This is a genomic window from Sorangium sp. So ce448 (assembly GCF_051520915.1).
GTDB lineage: Bacteria > Myxococcota_A > Polyangia > Polyangiales > Polyangiaceae > Sorangium > Sorangium cellulosum_B.
Map to the genome: position 1 here is coordinate 5,584,789 of NZ_CP150343.1, position 17,634 is coordinate 5,602,422.

A 17,634-nucleotide genomic window follows, 5' to 3' on the forward strand; every position below is an offset into this window, starting at 1 on the left:
TGGCTCGCGCCGAGCGGGTTGACGGAGCGACAGCGTCCCTTCAATACGGGGCCGCCATGCTCGGCCCTTCCAGGTTCCACCGCGCCGCCGTCACGACGGCGCGCTGCCTTCCCTTCCCCGGGCGCTCCCGATGACGACCGCGCACCAGCAAGAGAGCGAGGCTGCCGTCGCAGACGCCGAGGGTGGAGAGACCGCCAGCCTCCCTCTACCGGACGCGCCGCGCAGCGCGGGGGACCCCCCGGCGAGCGCGGGAAGAGCAGCGCGCGCGCTGCCCGCGCGCCTCGCCTATGCGCTCGCGGCCCTCAGCGGGCTCTTCTACTTTCTCGGGTTTCCTGGGATGGATCTCTGGCCGATCTCGTTCTTCGGCCTCGTCCCGCTGATCGTCGCGCTGCGCGGACAGACGCCCGGGCGCGCGGCGCTGCTCGGCTGGATCGCCGGCTTCGTCATGACGATGACCGGCTTCTACTGGCTGCTCGAGATGCTGCGGGTGTTCAGCGGATTCCCCACGATCCTCTGCGCGCTCTTCATGGCCATCCTCTGCGGCTACCAGGCCGGGAGGATCGCGCTGTGCGGCTGGCTCTACGGGCGGGCCGAGGCGCGCGGATGGCCGGGCTCGGTGGCCTTCGCGCTCGCGTTCGTGACGAGCGAGCTCGTCTTTCCGCTCCTCTTCCCCTGGTACTACGGCGCCTCGGTCCACAACGCGCCGGTGATGGGCCAGGTCGCGGATCTCGGCGGCCCCTACCTCGTCGGCCTGGTGCTTGTCGCCGCGAACCTCGCGATCGCCGAGCTCGTGACGCACCGGCTGGATCGCGCGAGCCCCGCGCCGGGCGAAGCCGGCCGAGACGCCGGCCCGCCGCGACGCGGTCGCCCGCTGAACCGCGCGGTCCTCGCGGTGGGGGTCGCCGCCCCCGCGCTCGCCGCCGTGTATGGCGTCCTCCGGATCCGCGCCGTGGACGCGGCCGCCGCCGCGGCCGAGCCGATCAAGATCGGGATCGTCCAGCCGAACCTCGCGCTCTTCGACCGGCGGAACGCGCTCAAGATCCACGTGAGCCGGACCCGGGAGCTCGCTCAGCAGGGCGCGGAGCTCGTCGTGTGGAGCGAGGCGGGCGTGCCGCAAGCCTTCCGCGAGTCCGCCTACCAGCGCGAGGTCCAGCGGTCGCTCACGAGCCGCCTCGGCGTCCCCACGGTGGTCGGCACCGTCATCCACCGGCTACCGGCTGACCGGAACGAGCGCGGCGTGAGCTTCAACACGGCGCTCATGGCCGGCAAGGACGGCGAGATCCTCGGTCGATACGACAAGCAATACCTGCTCGCGTTCGGCGAGTACCTCCCGTTCGGCGAGATGTTCCCGTACCTCTACAAGCTGTCGCCGAACTCGGGCCGCTTCAGCGCCGGCACGTCGCTCGCTCCGCTCGAGTGGGACGGCCACAGGCTCGCGACGATGATCTGTTACGAGGACATCCTGCCGCACTTCGTGAACAAGCTGGTCGCCCAGGGCGACCCCGACCTCCTCGTCAACCTCACGAACGACGCCTGGTTCGGCGACTCGACGGAGCCGTGGATCCACCTCGCGCTCGCGAAGATGCGCTCCATCGAGCACCGCCGCTACCTCGTGCGCGCGACGAACAGCGGCGTCTCCGCGATCGTCGACCCGGTCGGGCGGGTCGTCGCGCACAGCGACACGTTCAAGGAGCAGTCGCTCCTCGGCGAGGCCCGTTTCATGCGCGCGCAGACCGTCTACGGGACCGTGAAGGACATCCCGTGGTACCTCGCCGCGCTCGCGAGCGCCGCCATGGCGCTGTTCACGCGGCCGAAGCGCTGGCGGCTCGGGCGCGGCGAAGGCTGAGCCGCCCCGCATTCGCGTGGCACACGCCGACGCCGCCCGCGGGCGGCGCGGCGGACGCTCGATCGACCCAAGAGCGGCGGTCGCCCGCACAGGAGACGGGCCCAGCTCGGCGTTTTCTGCGCGGAAGCGTACTCACGTACGCTGAGCACAGAAAACGTCGAGATGGGCCCGTATCCGAAGCGGGCGACCGCCGCTCAGAGCTTCATCGCCTTTTTGAAGCGCTTCGCGTCGGCGAACATGTCGACGTTCGTGAACACGTACGTCGCGTCGTCGTGCTTCGCGCCGCGCGCGATCTCCGCGAGCCGCTCGATCGCCGGATCCTCGTAGCGCGACTTGTGCCCCGCGGGACCGTGCAGGCGGTAGTAGGCCACCTTCAGCCGCGAGAGCCCCGCGTTCAGCGGATCGCGCGCGGCGAGCGCGCCGACCTCCTGGGTGAGCTCGTCGCACTCGTCCGGATCCCACCCGGGCGGAGGCTCGAAGACGACGCGCTCGAAGCGCTTCTTCACGTTGACGAGGAATTCGCGCAGGATGGCCTTGTTCGCGCGCGTCGGCGTGAACTCCGGGGGGCCGACGAAGACGGCGAGCTTCGCCTCGAGCTCATCCGCGACCGCCTCGATGCTCTTGAGCGCCGTCTCGATGACCTTGCCGTCCCTAAAACCCTCCTGCCCGATCTCGCGCGGACCGAGCAGGGCGAAGCGAAAGCCGCCTGGAGCTTCGCGCCGCCAGCGCCGGATCGTTCCAGGTCCCGGGAGGGACACATGGGTCTCCTGCACCTCCACGAACATGAACTCGCGGAAATAGCGCGTCGCTGGGACGGGAAAACCGGCGCAGCCGACGGTAATCATCGCCCCCACCCTAGCCCACGCGCGCGCTGGCGAGAAGCCAGACCGATGGATTTCTCGATCGGCTCGCCCGGACGCCCGAACGATGACGCTGGGGCGCGAGGACGTGGTGGACGAAGTGCATGCCCGCTCACTCCTCCCTCCCCCTCGCGTCCCCCTCGCGCCGCGGCGCCGCTGGCTCGGAGCACGGGCGCTCAGGAGCGCCGTCGACCGCGCCCGCGCCAGCGCCAGCGGCTTGCCCGAACGGCAGCGCGAGCGCCGCGGCGCTGCGATCGACCTTGCGCTGCAGGCGGGCCCGGCGGCGGGCCTGCGCGGGCTCGGGCTCCGCGGTCCCCTGGTCGGCCAGCTCGAGGGCGCGGGCGAAGGAGCGCACGTGGTGCTCGTAGAGCTTCGCAAGCTCGAGGCGCACCGAGGGATCGTCTATCTCGGCCGCGAGGACCTCGTAGTCCGCGAGCGCTCGCGCCTTGTCCCCGCGCGCCTTCGCGATGTCGCCGCGCGCCCGCCGCGCGACCGCGCCGCCGCCGCGCTCGACGGCCGCGTCCGCGAGCTCGGCCGCGCGCTCGAGCGCGCCCGCCCGCCGGAGCGTCGCGGCCGCCCCGGCGAGATCGCCGGCGGCGAGGCTGCCGAGCGGCTCGCCGTAGAGGCCGACCAGCGCGACCATCGCGAGCACGTCGGCGGCGTTGTGCTCGACGACCCCGATCAGCGCCTCCTCATCGCCGGTGCGCAGGAAGTGGGCGTAACACGCGACGATCTCGCCGCCGGGCACGTCGCCGACGCGCACCCGACCGAGCACGTCGTGCTCGAGGGCGATGAGGGTGCGGCTCTTCAGGCGGGCCTTGTGGATGCGGCGCGCGACGTGGACGAGATCGAGGTGCGGCAGCTCCGGCGGCGGCGGCAGGCGGTTCATCACGTACCGCGCGCGCAGGAGCGGCATGTCGAACGCCTTGCCGTTGTACGTGACGATCATCGAGGCGCCGGCGAGGCGCTCGGCGAGGCGGCGCAGGATGGGCTCCTCCTCGCCGAGGCGGCGCAGGAGGAGCTGCTCCATGACGAAGCCGTCGGACGAAGGCTCGCCGAGCGGCCCCGCGCTGTCCGCCCCGGGGTCGAACCAGGCGAGGCCGATCAGGAACGGCACGGTGCCCGTGCCGCCCGCGAGGCCCGTGGTCTCCGTATCGAGGAACAGCGCCCGCCGCACGTCGCAGCCGGCGAGCCCCGGATCGAGCGAGAGGAGCGCGAGCATGGCCGGATCGGCGTCGCGCGCGGCGACGAGCGGCGCGCGGCCGACGCGGGCCGCCGCGAGCGAGCGGGTGCGGCTCGCATAGAGCGGCCCCCCGGGCGTCTGCTCGACATGGAAGGGGAGCTCGCCGCGCGCGGGATCGGCCCTGGGGGTCGGCGGCGCGCCCCGGGCGACGATGCGGGAAATGCGCTCGCGCAGATCGTCGAGCGACGGTCGAGCGACGCCCGTCGGGGGCGATGCAGACGCCGCGGCAGGCGCCACCGCGGCCGGCGCCGCGTCGGTCGGAGCCGGCGCCGCGGCCGGCGGTGCGAGAGGAGCTCCGGAGGGGCCGACGCCGTCCACGGCGGGACCGCGATCCTGCGACGCCTGCGCGGGGGCGAGCGGCGCAGCGCCGCGCCGCTCCGCCGGGAGCGGTCCGAGCCGCGCGAGCTTCGACTTGAACGACGTCATCGGCCGGTCGCGAGGTTTCCACGCCGGGCACTGCGCATCAAGTCAGTGGTCCAGCGGAGGCCGCGTCAGGGATCCTGGCCCGACCCCTGGCGCGCGGCGCTGGGACCGACGCCGAGCTTCGCCCGGATCGAGGCGAGCACCTCGTCGGCTTGCCGCTCGGTCTCGGCGCGATCGCCGGAGTTCTCGATGACGTAGTCGGCCACCGCGACCTTGCTGGCGAGCGGGAGCTGCGCGGCGAGCCGGGCGCGTACGTGGTGTTCGGCCGCGCCGTCCCGCGCCATCGCGCGGGCGATCTGGACCGCCTCGGGCACAGCGACCACGACGAGCGGGCGGAACGCATCGGCGACCCCGTTCTCGACGAGGAGCGCCGCCTCGTAGCAGGCCAGCGGCTCGCCCTGCGCCTGGAGCTCGGCGGCGCGCTCCAGCGTGAGCGCCGTGATGCGCGGGTGCACGATCGCGTTCAGCTGGCGGCGCTTGTCCGGATCCGCGAACACCACCGCGGCGACGCGCGCGCGATCGAGCGAGCCGTCCGGCGAGACCACCTCCGGGCCCAGGGCGCGCACCACCGCGTCGAGCCCCTCGGTTCCCTTCGCCACCACCTCGCGGGCGAGCGCGTCGGCGTCGATGACCGGAAGCCCCCGCGCGCGAAAATGAGCCGCCACCGTGCTCTTGCCGGATCCCAGGCCGCCGGTGAGCCCGAACAGGACGATCCCCATGGCCGCCTCAACCCCCTACCTGGAGCGGCCAGCCCGCCTCTCCGCTGCCTGATCTCGACCCAGCATCACAACGCATTGCGTCAGAACCTACCTTTGTCGCCTCTGCGGTCGAGCGCGGCCGGCGCCGGGAGAAGGTGCGACCTGCGCCGGCGCCCACGTCTGCCCGGAGCGCCTGCTCGCCTCGTGACCACCACGACCCGAGCCTACCTCCAAGGGGGGTCTGCGACCGTCGAGTTTCCTCGCCGTCGGCGCTTAAGAAGTCCGCTTCTCCGGGAATGCAACTACCATAACGGGGTGGTGGCAAAGATCGATGACCGGCCGGAGTCGAGCCTGCACGCCGCGTTCGATCGCTCGGACGCGCACCGTGGCTCGCCGGACAAGCAAGTCGCCGCGTGGCTGTCCGAGCTCGACGTCGGCGTGATCGAAGTCGACGCCGAGCAGCGCGTGGTGCGCGTGAACGGGGCAGCGGAGCGGCTGACCGGCTGGTCGATCGTCGAGGCGCGCGGCGCGCTGCTCGATCGCGTGCTCCGGCTGATCCCGGCGGCGGGGACGACGAGCGGAGATCCGGACATCGACGTCGGAGAGATGACCGAGCTGTTCGACGAGGGCGCGCCGGCGAAGGCCGCTCCGCAGCCCGCGCTCACGCCGCGGCGCGAGCCGGTGGCGCCGCTCGCGCCCGTGATCATCGACGAGGGCGCGCTGCGCACGCCGGGCGCGCCGCTCGCCGGCCCCGAGGCGGCCACGGCTCCTCGACCGACGTCCGCGCGGTACACCGCCCTGCTCGAGCGCCGCGACGGCTCGGTCATCCCCGTCGTCCACACGATCGGCACGCTCACGGGGCGACCCACGCGCGAGAGCCAGCGCGACTCGAGGCCGCCGCCGCCCGCCCCCGGGCAGCTCATCCTCTTCCGCGAGCTCGGCGCGCCGGGGCCCTTGCCGATCCACCCGGCCAAGCCCCGCTACGACGCGCTGACGCGGCTCCTCGATCGGTACGCGATCATCGATCGCATCGAGGAGGCGCTGAACGACTGCAGGGCGAACAACACGCCGTACGCGCTCTGCTACATCGACCTGGATCGCTTCCGGCTCGTGAACGCCACGTGCGGGCACGAGGCGGGCGACGATCTGCTCCAGTGGGTCGCGACGCGCGTGCACGAGATCGTCGGCCCGAAGGACGCGGCCGGGCGGATCGGCGGCGACGAGTTCGTCCTCTTGCTCGCGGACAAGAACGAGCGGGAAGCGGAGCGGATCGCGCGCGACCTGCAGATCTGCCTGCTCGAGTTCCGGTTCGGGTGGGCGGAGAAGACGTTCTCGATCGGCGCGAGCATCGGGCTCGTGGTGCTGACCCCGCACTTCGAGCGGGCCGTCGACGTGCTCGGCGCCGCCGATCACGCGTGCCGCATCGCGAAGGAGAACGGGCGCGGGAGGCTGCAGGTCTACCTCGACGACCAGCAGATGACGACGAGCCGGCGCTCGATGCAGTGGGTCGCGAGCCTGCAGCGCCACCTCGCCGAGGGGCGGCTCCGGCTCTACTCGCAGGGCATCCACCCGCTCATCAAGCCGGGCGCGGCGCACACGCCCCGCGGCGCGCACTTCGAGGTGCTCGTGCGGCAGCTCGGCGAGGACGGCCGGTTCTACTCGCCGGTCGGCATCATCCAGGCGGCGGAGCAGAGCGGCCTGATCCACGTGATCGATCGCTACGTCGCGCGCCAGGCGTTCCGGCTCATCGGCGCGCTGCCGCAGCACGCGCTGAGGCGCCTCGACACGTGCTCGATCAACCTGTCGGGCGTGTCGCTGCTGCGCGAGGGCCTGCTCGACTTCATCGTCGAGCAGCTGCACCGGGCGCAGGTGCCGCCGAGCAAGATCTGCTTCGAGATCACCGAGACGGCGGCGCTCGCCAACCTCGGCGAGGTGCTGTGGTTCATGCAGGAGCTCGGCGCCATGGGGTGCCGGTTCGCGATCGACGACTTCGGCAGCGGGCACGCGTCGTACGGCTACCTGGAGAGCCTGCCGGTCGACTACGTCAAGATCGACGGCATGTTCGTGCGCGATCTGAAGGACAACTCGCTCCACCGCGCGATCGTGGAGTCGGTGCACCGCATCGGCGACACGCTCGGCATCAAGACCGTCGCCGAGCAGGTGGAGAACCAGGAGATCGCCGAGCTGCTCACGTCGATGGGCATCCACTACGCGCAGGGGTGGCACTTCGACAAGCCGCAGCCGCTCGTGGACCTCTGCGGGTCCCTGCGCGCCCAGGGCGAGCCGAGCATCCCGGACACGACCGGCTCGCCGGAAGGCCGCTGACGCGATCGCGGCAGGAGCCCGCGCGGGCTCGCCGCGCGATCCGCTGGATCCTGCCTAGAAAAGAAGCGCTGACGACGTCGTGAGCGCGACGCCGGCGGCCTGCATCTCGGCGAGCGCGGCGGCGACCCCGGCGTCGGTGATGCCGGCGACGGCGTCGGTCAGGAGCACCGTGCTGTAGCCGCGCTGGGCGAGGCCGAGGGCGGCGGCGCGGACGCAGTAGTCGGTCGCCACGCCGTAGACCACGAGCTCCGGCGCATCGCCGAGCGCCGCGGCGAGCTCGCGCAGGAACGCCTCGGCGAGCGGGTTCGCGAAGAGGCTGTAGACCTCCTTCTCGAAGTAGACGGCGTGGCTCCTGCGCGCCGCGAGCTCGCGCACCGCCGCGTCGATGGGCGCGCGCTCCACGTTGGGGAGGAAGCGGTAGCGCGGCGGCAGCGTCCCCTCGACCTTCAGCCAGCCAGGCGTCCCCTTCACGCAGTGGTCAGGGAAGCCCGGCTTGCCGCCCTCGGGGGCCGGCGTGTCGTTCGACGCGAACTCCCACGCGTCCCACGCGTGCGAGTCGACCGAGCCGACGATCGGGATCCCGTGCGCGACGGCGTGCTCGGTGAGCCTCCGGAACAGCGCGTTCGGCGAGCCCTTCACGTACAGCGCGCCGGTCTCCTCACAGAAGTCCCGCTGGACGTCGACGTCGATGAACACCCTCGGGGGCGAAGATTGTCGGGGCCATTTACCGCTCGCCATGTCGTCGTCTCCTGTCGTGGGGGGCGCGCGGCCTCTCGCGGCCGCGCTCGCCAGGGGTCTCGCTCGCTACCGCTGTCCTGCGCCAGAGACGACGCGGGCGCGCACGGTCTCCACGAGCGCGCCGAGCCGCGGCGACACGTCGGCCGCGAAGGGCGCGCCCTGCTCGGGCTCGTCGTCGATGGAGAGGAGCGCGTCCGGGAGCCCGGCGAGCTGCGCGCGCGCGCGCAGCCGGACGGCGTCGAGCCCCTCGGGCGGCGCGACCCGGGCGCCGCGCGCCATCACGGGCGCGAGCAGCGGCTCGGCGTCGGGGCTCATCGGCTCGCCCTCGAGCGCGATCACGTCGCGGGCGAGCTTCCCCGATCGATCGCGGAAGCGGTGCACCTGGTGCGCGCCGGGCAGGGTCGCCTTCCCTTCCGAGAACTTCGCGATGGGCGTGCGCTCTGCTCCCGCGCCCCGCTCGACGTCGCCGATCTCCACGAGCTTGTAGACGCCGCCCAGCGCCGGGGCGTCGATCGACGTCACGAGGTCCGTCCCGACGCCGTAGAGGTCGATGGGCGCCCCGACGCGCCGGAGCTCGGTGATGCGGTGCTCGTTCAGATCGCCGGAGGCGACGATCTTCGCCGACCTGCAGCCTGCGTCGTCGAGGATCCTCCGCACGGCCACGCTGAGCGCGGCGAGGTCGCCGGAGTCGAGCCGGACCCCCTTCAGCTTGTCGCGCGCGATCGCCGCGGCGCGCGCCGCGCCGACGAGCGTGTCGTAGGTGTCGACGAGCAGGATCGCCGCGCTCGGGAAGACGGCGACGTAGGCCTCGAACGCGGCCTGCTCCGTCGGGTGAGCCATGGTCCACATGTGCGCGGCCGTCCCGAGCACAGGGATGCCGAAGCGCATCCCGGCCTCGACGTTGGAGGTGCCGACACAGCCGACCGCGTACGCGGCCCGCGCAGCGTCGATCGCCGCCTCCGGGTGCGCCCTGCGGCTGCCGAACTCGATGACCCCCGCGTCGCCGGCGGCCAGGACGATGCGCGCGGCCTTCGACGCGATCGCGGTGGCGTGGTTGATGGCGGACAGGGCGAACGTCTCGATGAGCTGCGCCTCGATGAGCGGCGCCGTGACGCGCAGGACCGGCTCGTTCGCGAAGAACGCGGTCCCCTCGGGGATGGCCCAGACGTCGCCGTGGAAGCGGAAGTCCCGCAGGTAGCCGCAGAACGCCGGCGTCATCGCGTCCGCGAGGGCGGGCAGCGCGCTCAGGTAGGCGATCTGCTCCTCGGTGAAGCGGAGCTCCTCGAGGTAGCGCACGACCCGCGCGAGGCCCATCGCGACAAGGAAGCGCCGGTGCCGGGGCAGCCGCCGCACGAAGAGCTCGCACGTCGCGACGCGCGAGGCCATGCCGCGGTGGAAATAGCCCGCCGCCATGGTCAGCTGGTAGAGATCGGTGTGCAGCGCGTCCACAGATCATGGCTAGAGACGCTGGACGTACGGGTCAACCGGAAGATCGCGTGGCGTGAGGCGGTGTGCCGGCCATCCTCCCGATCGCTCCCCGGGCCGCTGCGGGCAGCGCCCCCGCGACGGCCGCGGCTGGACTAAGCTCCGCGGCCATGGCGGCGAAGATCCTGGACGGCAAGGCGATCGCGCAGAAGGTCCGCGACGAGGTGCGGGAGGGGGCGGCGCGCTTCGTGGCCGCCCACGGTCGGCCCCCCGGCCTCGAGGTGGTGCTCGTCGGTGAGGACCCGGCCAGCGTGACGCACACGCGGAGCAAGGAGCGGATGTCGAACGAGGTCGGCATTCGAGGACGGCTCCGCACGCTCGCGGCCGCGACGACCGAGGCCGAGCTGCTCGCGTGCGTCGCGGAGCTCGACGCGGACGACACCGTCGACGGGATCCTCGTCCAGCTGCCGCTGCCGGCGCACATCCGCGCGCACGCCGTGCTCGACGCCATCGATCCCGCGAAGGACGTCGACGGCCTCCACCCGGTGAACGCAGGGCTGCTCGCGATGGGCCGCCCGGGCGGCATCGCGCCGTGCACGCCGGTCGGCTGCATGCGCCTGCTCGCGGAGGCGGGCGTCGAGCTCGCCGGCGCCCGCGCGGTGGTGGTGGGACGGAGCAACCTCGTCGGCAGGCCGATGGCGCAGCTGCTGCTCGCGCGGAACGCGACGGTCGCGATCGCCCACACGCGCACGCGCCATCTGAAGGCGCTCTGCCGCGAGGCGGACGTCCTCGTGGCGGCGGCGGGCAAGGCGAAGCTCATCGGCGGCGACTGGATCAAGGAAGGGGCCACGGTGATCGACGTCGGCATGAACCGCGACGACGCGGGCAAGCTGGTGGGCGACGTCGATTTCGACGCCGTCAGGGAGCGGGCCGCCTGGATCACGCCGGTGCCCGGCGGCGTCGGCCCCATGACGATCGCGTCGCTGCTCGAGACGACGCTGCGCGCCGCGGAAGCGCGCGTCGCGAAGCGGTAACGATGGCCGTGACGAGGGGGCTCGCTCCCGCGCCGCAGCCTGACGCCTCCGCGGAGGCCGCCTCCGCGGCCGAGCGCGCGGCGGCGTTCGTCGCGCGCGAGACGGCCGTCGCCTGCCCGCCGTTCGTCCCCGAGGTCAGGCTCCACCTGGCGACCGAGGTCACGCCGCTCTGGCACGCGACCGAGGCGGCGCTCGCGCGCGCGGGCGTGCCGCCGCCGTACTGGGCGTTCGCGTGGGCGGGCGGGCAGGCGCTCGCGCGGTACCTCCTCGATCATCCCGAGACGGTCTCGGGCAAGCGCGTCCTCGACCTCGCCTCCGGCGGCGGCGTCGTCGCGATCGCCGCGGTGCTCGCCGGCGCCGCGCGCGTGAGCGCCGCCGACATCGATCCGTTCGCCGCGGCGGCGCTCCGGCTGAACGCGGCCCTGAACGGCGTCACCGTCGACGTGACCACCGAGGATCTCACGGCGAGCGCCGCGACGCCCGCGTGGGACGTCATCGTGGCGGGCGACGTCTGCTACGAGCGCGCGATGGTCGACCGCGTGCTCCCGTGGCTGCGCCAAGAGGCCGCGCGCGCCACCGCGGTGATCGTCGGCGATCCCGGGCGCGCCTATTGCCCCGCGGAGGCGGTCGAGGAGCTCGCGCTGTACCAGGTCCCCACGTCGCTCGATCTCGAAGGTCGCGAGCAGCGCGAGACGCGGGTGCTGCGGCTGCTGCCGCACCCTTGGGGCCGCGAGGAGGGGCAGCCCGGCCGGTAGGCGGCGTCCGGAGGCGCGGCGCCTCACGGGCCGAGGCGCCGCCTACTCCGCGCCGAGCCGCCCTCCGTTCAGCCGGCGCACGTGCCCCCCGATCGCCGCGGCGAAGGCCGCGTCGTTGGTCGTGAGGAGCGTCGCCTTCCCCTCCGCGCGGCGCTGCTCGATGAGCTCCAGCACCGCGCGCGCCCCCTCGGCGTCCAGCCCGTTGGTCGGCTCGTCGATCACGAGCAGCCAAGGATCGCCCACCAGCGCCGCGAGCAGGAGCGCGCGCTTGCGCTGACCGAACGACAGCCCGGAGAGCCGCTGTTGGTAGAAGGCGGCCGCGCCGAGCCGCTCGATCGACGCGCGCCACGCGCCGTCGAGCGGCGGCGCCTGCTTGAGCGCACGCACGAGGGCGCAGAGCTCCGCGACCTGGAGATCGGGCAGCGCATCGGTCGCGTCGGGCGCGTAGCCGAGCCGGCGCCGCGCCGAGGCCGCGGCGCCGTGGACGGCCTCCCCCGAGAGCGTCACGGCGCCGCGATCGGGCTCCAGCAACCCGACGACGACCCGCAGCAAGGTCGACTTGCCGGCGCCGTTCTCGCCCATCACGACCGCCACCGCCGAAGGTCCGCAGCGGAGGTCGACGCCCGAGAGCACGTCCCTGCCCGAGAGCCGCTTGTGGATCCCCGTCGCCTCCAGCGTCACAGCGCCCTCCCCTCTCCTGCCGCCGCGCCGCGCCCGCGGCCTGGCGAGAGCCAGCGCGCACCGGCGGGCCCCGCGAGCAGCGCGGCCGCCGGAGCGAAGGCCGCGAGCGCGAGATCTCCCAGCGTCCACGCGGCCGCGATCGACGCCGCGATCGCCGCGAGCACCGAGAGCAGCACCCGGCTGCTGTCGCGGCCGTCTTGACGAACGGACCACCGGACGCAGCCGAGCGCGATCGCGGCGAGGAGCAGCCCCGCGAGCCCCGCGCCACCGACCAGGCGCAGCGTCACCGAGGGGGCCGCGCCGGTGAGCGCGCCGACCACCGCGCCGTGTCCGAGCGCGAGCGCGACGAGCGGCGCGGCCACCGCTGCGGCGACGGCGCCCGCGCGGAGCCCGGCCGCCGTGCCGCACGCGTCGAGGAGCCACGCGAGCCGCCGCTCTTCGCGCAGGACCGGACCGGAGAGGCCAGCGCCCGCGCAGAGCGCGACCGGCGCGAGCACGACGAGCGACGCCGCGGCGAGCGGCCCGCCCTCGATCCGCCCGCTGTTCCGGGCCCAGGCCGCCGCGGCGAGCGCGCCGATCGCCGCGAGCGCGAGGCCTCGCACGAGCACCGCGCGGTGGCCACGGACGATCGCCGCCAGGTAGGCGAGCGCGAGCGCGACGAGGGCGGGCGCCGCCGATGGGATCATCGAGCGCTCGCGGCCGGCGGGGATCTCTGGCGCGCGGGCGACGGCCGCGCGCAGCCCGACGGCCAGCGCGGGCGCGGCGCACGCGAGCAGCACCGACGCCGGGGCCCCGAGCGCGATGGCGCCCGCGAGCAGCGCGAGGGCCGAGAGCTCGCGCGCGCCGCGCGGACGGGCGAGGAGCATGCAGCGCGCCGCGAGCGCCGCGGCGCCGGCGGCGCAGCCGGCGAGCGCGCCAGCGCCGACCGCCCAGAGCGCCACCCACGGGAGCTCCGCGACGGCGAGGAGCAGCGCGTGAGCCGAGAGCAGCTCGCGGCGCGGGACCGGCAGCGCGCGGAGAAAGAACGTCGCCGGAGCGCGGAGCAGCGCGCGCGCCGCCGGCGTCCCGACGAGCAACCATGCCCCCCACAGCGCGACCCGGAACAGGGGCGACTCACCCGCGATGCCCGTGAGCTGCGAGGGGTGCATCCCGTTGCCGCCGAACACGACCGCCGCGACGAGGCCCATGCCCATGTACAGCGGCATGGCGCGCGCGAAAGCGTCCTTCCCGGCCGTCGAGACCAGGACGCGCACGACGAGGGCGAAGCGGCGCAGCACGTCACGTGCTTCTACCGCACGGCCGGCCGGATGCTCCCCTCGGAAGCGCATGGCCAGCGCGACGGTCGCCCCCGCCCGCGCGGCCGGTGTCGCGGAGCGCGCCGGAAGCAGTAGACTCGACCGGGTGAGCCGCTCCCCTGGGCGCCGTGGCCCCGACCCATCGCAGCTCTCGCTGTTCGGTTCAGCGCCGGAGCCCGCCGCTGCCGAGGCGGCGCGCGAGCGCGACGCGATGGCGGCGGTCTACGACGACGCCGCCCGCCTGGCGGCGCGGCTGCCACCGGGGCTCCACCTCGGCACGAGCTCGTGGAGCTTCCCCGGCTGGCAGGGCCTCGTCTACGCCGCGCGGCACAGCACCGAGGAGCTCGCGCGCGACGGCCTCGCCGAGTACGCCCGGCACCCGCTGCTCACGACGGTCGGAATCGACCGCAGCTTCTACGCCCCCGTCCCCGACAGCGACTTCCGCCGTTACGCAGCGCAGCTGCCGGAGGGCTTCCGCTGCGTATCGAAGGCGCTGCACGCCGTCGTGTCCCAGACGCTCGAGCGATCGCAGACGCCGCCGGCCGAGGACGAGGGACGCGGCGCGAGCCCTCCTCGCCTCGATCCAAACCCGGATTTCCTCTCGGTGGCGCTCTTCCTCTCGCGCGTCGCCGCGCCGCTGCTCACGGTGTTCCGGGCGCACGCGGGGCCGGTGCTGCTCGAGCTGCCCCCGGTCGGCCCGCCCCACCGGCTCCCGCCGCGCGCGTTCTTCGAGCGGCTCGACGCGTTCCTCGGCGCGCTGCCGCGCGAGCTCTCCTGCGCGGTCGAGCTCAGGGAGCGCGCCTATTTCACCGGCGAGTACCGGGAGATCCTCGGCGCGCACGGCGTCGCCCACGCGTACAGCTACTGGCGCAACATGCCGTCTCCCGGGGCCCAGGCCGAGGTGGTGCCCGTCTCGAACGCCCCGTTCGCGGTCGTCCGGCTCTCGCTCAAGCCCGGCCGCCGCTACGAGGCGGAGAAGCGCCGGTTCCACCCGTTCAACCGGGTGGTCGAGCCGGATCCCGAGATGCGCGCGGAGGTCGCGCGGATCCTCTGCGAGGCCGCGGCGCTGCGCATCGAGAGCTTCACGCTCGTGAACAACAAGGCCGAGGGCTCGGCGCCCCTGACCGTGCGCGCCGTCGCCGAGGAGGTCGCCGCGGCGTGGCGCGCGCCCGCGTCGCCGACGACGACCGCCGGCGGGTGAGCCCGACCAGGGCAGGACGGAGCGGGCCGGCGCGACGCGCGCGCGCCAGCGCCGCGGAGACGACAGGCTGGAAAGGGTCGCCGTGCGGGCGGCCTCGGGGCCGGCGCGGCGCGCCCCTCCCGGCCACCGCGCGCGAAAAGCGCTCTCCTCGCCGTACCATCCGTGCAACACCTCGTGCGCCATGGCCCGAGCGCCAGCGCGCCGGCCGCGGCAGAGGACGCGCACAGCGCTTGGAGGTGCCCAATGAAACGCAGTGAAGCTCCGGCCCGCGCCGATGTGGTCATCGTCGGCGCCGGCCACAACGGTCTCGTCGCCGCCGTCCTCCTTGCCCGCCGCGGGCTCGACGTGGTGGTGCTCGAGGAGAAGGACGCGGTCGGCGGCGCGGTGAAGACCGAGCACCCCTTCCGGAAGGCGCCGGGCCTCGGCGTCTCGAGCGGCGCCTACCTGCTCGGGCTCGCCCCCCCCGAGCTGCTCCGCGAGGTCGGCGTCGCCCTCCCCCTGCGGCGGCGCGATCCGCACTATTTCCTCCCGACCACGGACCGGCGCTACCTGCTCTTCGGCTCGGATCAGGCCGCGATGAAGCGGCAGTTCCTGGAGTTCTTCTCCCAGGCGGACTGGGACGCGAACAGCGCGCTCCAGGCCGAGCTCGCCGCGCTCCGGGACGACATCGCCCCGACGTGGCTCGAGGAGCCGCTCTCCATCGAGGAGACGGCGGAGCGTTACGTGCGGCCCGCCCTCCGGCAGACGTTCGTGGCGCTCTGCCGGGGCACGATCTCCGACTACCTCGCCCGGTTCGGCTGGAAGAGCGATCTCCTCCAGGCGATGTACGCCGTGACCGACGCCTTCTCGGGGCTCGCGGGCGGCTTCGAGTCGCCCGGCACCGGCATGAACTTCCTCATCCACAACATGTGCCGCCTCCCCGGCGCCGACGGGACCTGGATGATCGTCGAGGGCGGAATGGGCACGATCTCCCGCCTCTTCGCCGAGAAGGCGAGGGCCGAGGGCGCGACGATCGTCACCGGCGCCCGCGTCGCGCGGATCGAGTCGTCCGGGGGCGCCGTCTCCGGCGTGCTCCTCGAGGACGGCGCGCGCATCGCCGCGAAGGTGGTCGTCTCGAACGCCGATCCGTACCGCACCCGCGCGCTCGCCGGCGAGGCGGCGATCGGGGCCTCGCTCTCGGCGCGGCTCGACGCGCTCGCGAAGGACGGCTCGACGCTCAAGGTCAACATGGCGCTGACCGGCCTGCCCAAGTTCATGTGCCTCCCGGAGGACCGCGGGCAGTTCGGGCCGACCATCCACCTCCTGCCGGACGAGGACGTCGTGATGGACACGCTGCGGCAGGCCCACCGCGACGCGATGAGCGGGCGCCTCCCGGAGTTCCCCGCGATCGAGTGGTACTTCCACACGCCGATCGACCCGAGCCTGCGCGACGCGGAGGGCCACCACAACGCGGCGCTCTTCGTGCAGTGGGTGCCCTACGCGCTCGCGGGCGGCGAGACGTGGGACCAGGCCGCGCCGCGCTACGTGAAGCACCTCCTCGCGATCTGCGATCGCTTCGCGCCTGGGATGAGCGACCTCGTGCTGGAGACGTTCACGCTGGCGCCGCCGGACATCGAGCGGCACTTCGGGATCACGAAGGGGCACATCCACCACATCGACAACAGCTTCGGCTTCGCCGATCGCGTCCCCTACCGGTTCGGGCTCGCCGGGCTTTACTCGTGCAGCGCGGGGACGCACCCGGCCGGGTCGGTCATCGGCGCGGCGGGGCACAACGCCGCGAAGGCCGCGCTCGCCGACCTCGGGAAATGAAGTTGCACCTCGCGGCGATGGGAGCGCTCGCCGTGGCGGCGGGGTGCAGCAGGGAGCCGCCTGCTCCGGACGGCTCGCCGGGCGCGCCGACGATCAGCGAGGCGGAGGTGATCCTGCACGAGTACCTGGAGCGACATCATCCATCCATCCGACCTGGCACTCCGGAGTACGGCGTCTTCATCAAGGACGTCCTCTGGGGTGTCTACCCCGAGCTGTCCGAGCACCGGAAAGTGGATGAGATCCGCAGGTTTGCGGCCGACTACGTGAATCGCCCCGACGCACCGGCGCGGTGAAGCTCGCCCCTCCCTGCTCGCAGGGACTTTTCCACCCACGTGCTCACACGGCCGCGCGCGCGACCGTCCCCTTCGTCGTCACCACCGCCCGATCGAGCGGCGCTCGGGCCAGCGCGCCCGGCCACACCACGCACCCGCGCAGCGCGCCGGCCCCCTCGACCCGCGCCCCCGCGCCGACCACGCTGCCCGCCACGTCAACGCCCTCCGCGACGAACGCCCCCGGGCCGACGTAGCTCCGGTGGCCGTGCTGCGAGAGCCAGCGCGCGTTCGCCGCGAGGTATGCGGCCGTCGCGCCGATGTCGTGCCACACGGCGGGCGCCGCGAACGTCGCGAGCGAGCGCCCCTCGCGCAGCCACGGCAGGTACACGTCGCCCACCATGCACCCGAGCGGCGGCAGCCTTCGCCGGAGCGCCTCGCCGACCATGTGGACGCCCACGAAATCGCCGCCCGCGACCTCGTCGCCGAAGCGCTCGCCGCGGAGCCGCACCACCTCGCCCCGCGCGCCGACGCCCACCGTCCCCTCCCCGGCCGGCCGCGGCGCGACCGCGAGCGTCGCGCCCGCGCCGTGATGGCCGTGCGCCGCCGAGAGCGCCGCCACATCGAGATCGATCAGGATGTCGCCGTTCCAGAGGACCACGTCGCCCTCGCCGAGCGCGCCCGCCGCGTTCGCGAGGCCCCCGGCGGTGCCGAGGGGCTCCGGCTCGTGCAGCACCTCGACGGGCATCGGGAACGCCGCGAGCAGATCGCGCGAGAATCGCTCCGCGAGGTGGGACTTGTTCACCGCGACGCGGACGACACCGCCCGCGGCGAGCCGCTCGGCGATGTGCGCGATGAGCGGCCGATCGCCGAGCCACAGGAGCGGCTTCGGCATCTCGTCCGTGAGCGGGCGGAGCCGGGTCCCGAGCCCCGCCGCGAGGATCATGGCAGAGGCCATGGCCGCGAGGATCGCCCCTTCACGCTGAACGTTCAAGAAATCGAGGTCGCTACGGCGCGACCGCGCAGCCGCGC

General features: G+C 73.9%; 15 protein-coding genes. 7 read left to right on the plus strand and 8 right to left on the minus strand.

The window, feature by feature from the left end:
• The first annotated feature begins 130 nt into the window (after positions 1-130).
• Positions 131-1,846: an apolipoprotein N-acyltransferase gene (gene lnt / locus WMF45_RS20970; protein ID WP_437718650.1), complete on the plus strand. Its 1,716-nt coding sequence runs from the start codon at positions 131-133 to the stop codon at positions 1,844-1,846.
• Positions 1,847-2,040: 194 nt separating this feature from the next.
• Here the strand turns inward: lnt and WMF45_RS20975 are convergent, their stop codons facing one another.
• The 3 genes from WMF45_RS20975 to coaE form a co-directional block, all read right to left on the minus strand.
• The gene (locus tag WMF45_RS20975; protein ID WP_437554090.1) at positions 2,041-2,691 is read right to left on the minus strand and encodes a DUF72 domain-containing protein; all 651 of its coding nucleotides are present in this window, start codon (positions 2,689-2,691) and stop codon (positions 2,041-2,043) included.
• Positions 2,692-2,818: 127 nt separating this feature from the next.
• Positions 2,819-4,375, minus strand: a complete 1,557-nt coding sequence (locus WMF45_RS20980; protein ID WP_437718651.1) for a ribonuclease H-like domain-containing protein — start codon at positions 4,373-4,375, stop codon at positions 2,819-2,821.
• Positions 4,376-4,440: 65 nt separating this feature from the next.
• Entirely contained in the window at positions 4,441-5,091 is a 651-nt protein-coding gene (gene coaE, locus WMF45_RS20985; RefSeq protein ID WP_437718652.1) for a dephospho-CoA kinase, read from the minus strand.
• Positions 5,092-5,388: 297 nt separating this feature from the next.
• Here coaE and WMF45_RS20990 point away from each other — a divergent pair, with 297 nt between their 5' ends.
• A complete protein-coding gene (locus WMF45_RS20990) occupies positions 5,389-7,395 on the plus strand; it encodes an EAL domain-containing protein (protein WP_437718653.1) in 2,007 nt (668 codons plus the stop codon).
• A gap of 54 nt (positions 7,396-7,449) precedes the next feature.
• On the opposite strand, the gene WMF45_RS20995 is transcribed toward WMF45_RS20990, so the two are convergent.
• Complete coding sequence (locus WMF45_RS20995) at positions 7,450-8,133, minus strand: cysteine hydrolase family protein (protein WP_437718654.1); 684 nt, start codon at positions 8,131-8,133, stop codon at positions 7,450-7,452.
• A 66-nt stretch (positions 8,134-8,199) separates the two neighbouring features.
• Positions 8,200-9,582 carry a nicotinate phosphoribosyltransferase gene (locus WMF45_RS21000; RefSeq protein ID WP_437718655.1) on the minus strand — a complete coding sequence of 461 codons (1,383 nt, stop codon included), beginning with the start codon at positions 9,580-9,582 and terminating at the stop codon, positions 8,200-8,202.
• Between the two features lie 146 nt (positions 9,583-9,728).
• Between WMF45_RS21000 and WMF45_RS21005 the strand changes: the two genes are divergently transcribed.
• A complete protein-coding gene (locus WMF45_RS21005; protein WP_437718656.1) occupies positions 9,729-10,592 on the plus strand; it encodes a bifunctional 5,10-methylenetetrahydrofolate dehydrogenase/5,10-methenyltetrahydrofolate cyclohydrolase in 864 nt (287 codons plus the stop codon).
• 2 nt (positions 10,593-10,594) lie between these two features.
• The gene (locus WMF45_RS21010) at positions 10,595-11,347 is read left to right on the plus strand and encodes a class I SAM-dependent methyltransferase (RefSeq protein ID WP_437718657.1); all 753 of its coding nucleotides are present in this window, start codon (positions 10,595-10,597) and stop codon (positions 11,345-11,347) included.
• A 42-nt stretch (positions 11,348-11,389) separates the two neighbouring features.
• Here the strand turns inward: WMF45_RS21010 and WMF45_RS21015 are convergent, their stop codons facing one another.
• Positions 11,390-12,028 (minus strand): ATP-binding cassette domain-containing protein, encoded by a 639-nt coding sequence (locus WMF45_RS21015; RefSeq protein ID WP_437718658.1) that lies wholly within the window; start codon positions 12,026-12,028, stop codon positions 11,390-11,392.
• A complete protein-coding gene (locus tag WMF45_RS21020) occupies positions 12,025-13,305 on the minus strand; it encodes a hypothetical protein (protein ID WP_437718659.1) in 1,281 nt (426 codons plus the stop codon). The genes WMF45_RS21015 and WMF45_RS21020 overlap by 4 nt, the downstream gene beginning before the upstream one ends.
• 124 nt (positions 13,306-13,429) lie before the next feature.
• On the opposite strand from WMF45_RS21020, the gene WMF45_RS21025 reads away from it, so the two are divergent.
• From WMF45_RS21025 to WMF45_RS21035, 3 genes are all read left to right on the plus strand, one after another.
• Positions 13,430-14,524: a DUF72 domain-containing protein gene (locus WMF45_RS21025; RefSeq protein WP_437718660.1), complete on the plus strand. Its 1,095-nt coding sequence runs from the start codon at positions 13,430-13,432 to the stop codon at positions 14,522-14,524.
• Between the two features lie 243 nt (positions 14,525-14,767).
• Entirely contained in the window at positions 14,768-16,333 is a 1,566-nt protein-coding gene (locus WMF45_RS21030) for a phytoene desaturase family protein (RefSeq protein ID WP_437718661.1), read from the plus strand.
• Positions 16,330-16,626 carry a hypothetical protein gene (locus WMF45_RS21035; RefSeq protein ID WP_437718662.1) on the plus strand — a complete coding sequence of 99 codons (297 nt, stop codon included), beginning with the start codon at positions 16,330-16,332 and terminating at the stop codon, positions 16,624-16,626. Before WMF45_RS21030 ends, WMF45_RS21035 begins: the two co-directional genes overlap by 4 nt.
• 43 nt (positions 16,627-16,669) lie before the next feature.
• Here the strand turns inward: WMF45_RS21035 and WMF45_RS21040 are convergent, their stop codons facing one another.
• Entirely contained in the window at positions 16,670-17,596 is a 927-nt protein-coding gene (locus WMF45_RS21040) for a nucleotidyltransferase family protein (protein WP_437718663.1), read from the minus strand.
• Positions 17,597-17,634: the final 38 nt, after the last annotated feature.

Bases quoted from the DNA above. Each gene is read 5' to 3' on its own strand.
- WMF45_RS20975 (WP_437554090.1), bottom strand. From the start codon at position 2,691: ATGATTACCGTCGGCTGCGCCGGTTTTCCCGTCCCAGCGACGCGCTAT.
- WMF45_RS20980 (WP_437718651.1), bottom strand. From the start codon at position 4,375: ATGACGTCGTTCAAGTCGAAGCTCGCGCGGCTCGGACCGCTCCCGGCG.
- WMF45_RS20995 (WP_437718654.1), bottom strand. From the start codon at position 8,133: ATGGCGAGCGGTAAATGGCCCCGACAATCTTCGCCCCCGAGGGTGTTC.
- WMF45_RS21030 (WP_437718661.1), top strand. From the start codon at position 14,768: ATGAAACGCAGTGAAGCTCCGGCCCGCGCCGATGTGGTCATCGTCGGC.
- WMF45_RS21035 (WP_437718662.1), top strand. From the start codon at position 16,330: ATGAAGTTGCACCTCGCGGCGATGGGAGCGCTCGCCGTGGCGGCGGGG.
- coaE (WP_437718652.1), bottom strand. From the start codon at position 5,091: ATGGGGATCGTCCTGTTCGGGCTCACCGGCGGCCTGGGATCCGGCAAG.
- lnt (WP_437718650.1), top strand. From the start codon at position 131: ATGACGACCGCGCACCAGCAAGAGAGCGAGGCTGCCGTCGCAGACGCC.
- WMF45_RS21010 (WP_437718657.1), top strand. From the start codon at position 10,595: ATGGCCGTGACGAGGGGGCTCGCTCCCGCGCCGCAGCCTGACGCCTCC.
- WMF45_RS21005 (WP_437718656.1), top strand. From the start codon at position 9,729: ATGGCGGCGAAGATCCTGGACGGCAAGGCGATCGCGCAGAAGGTCCGC.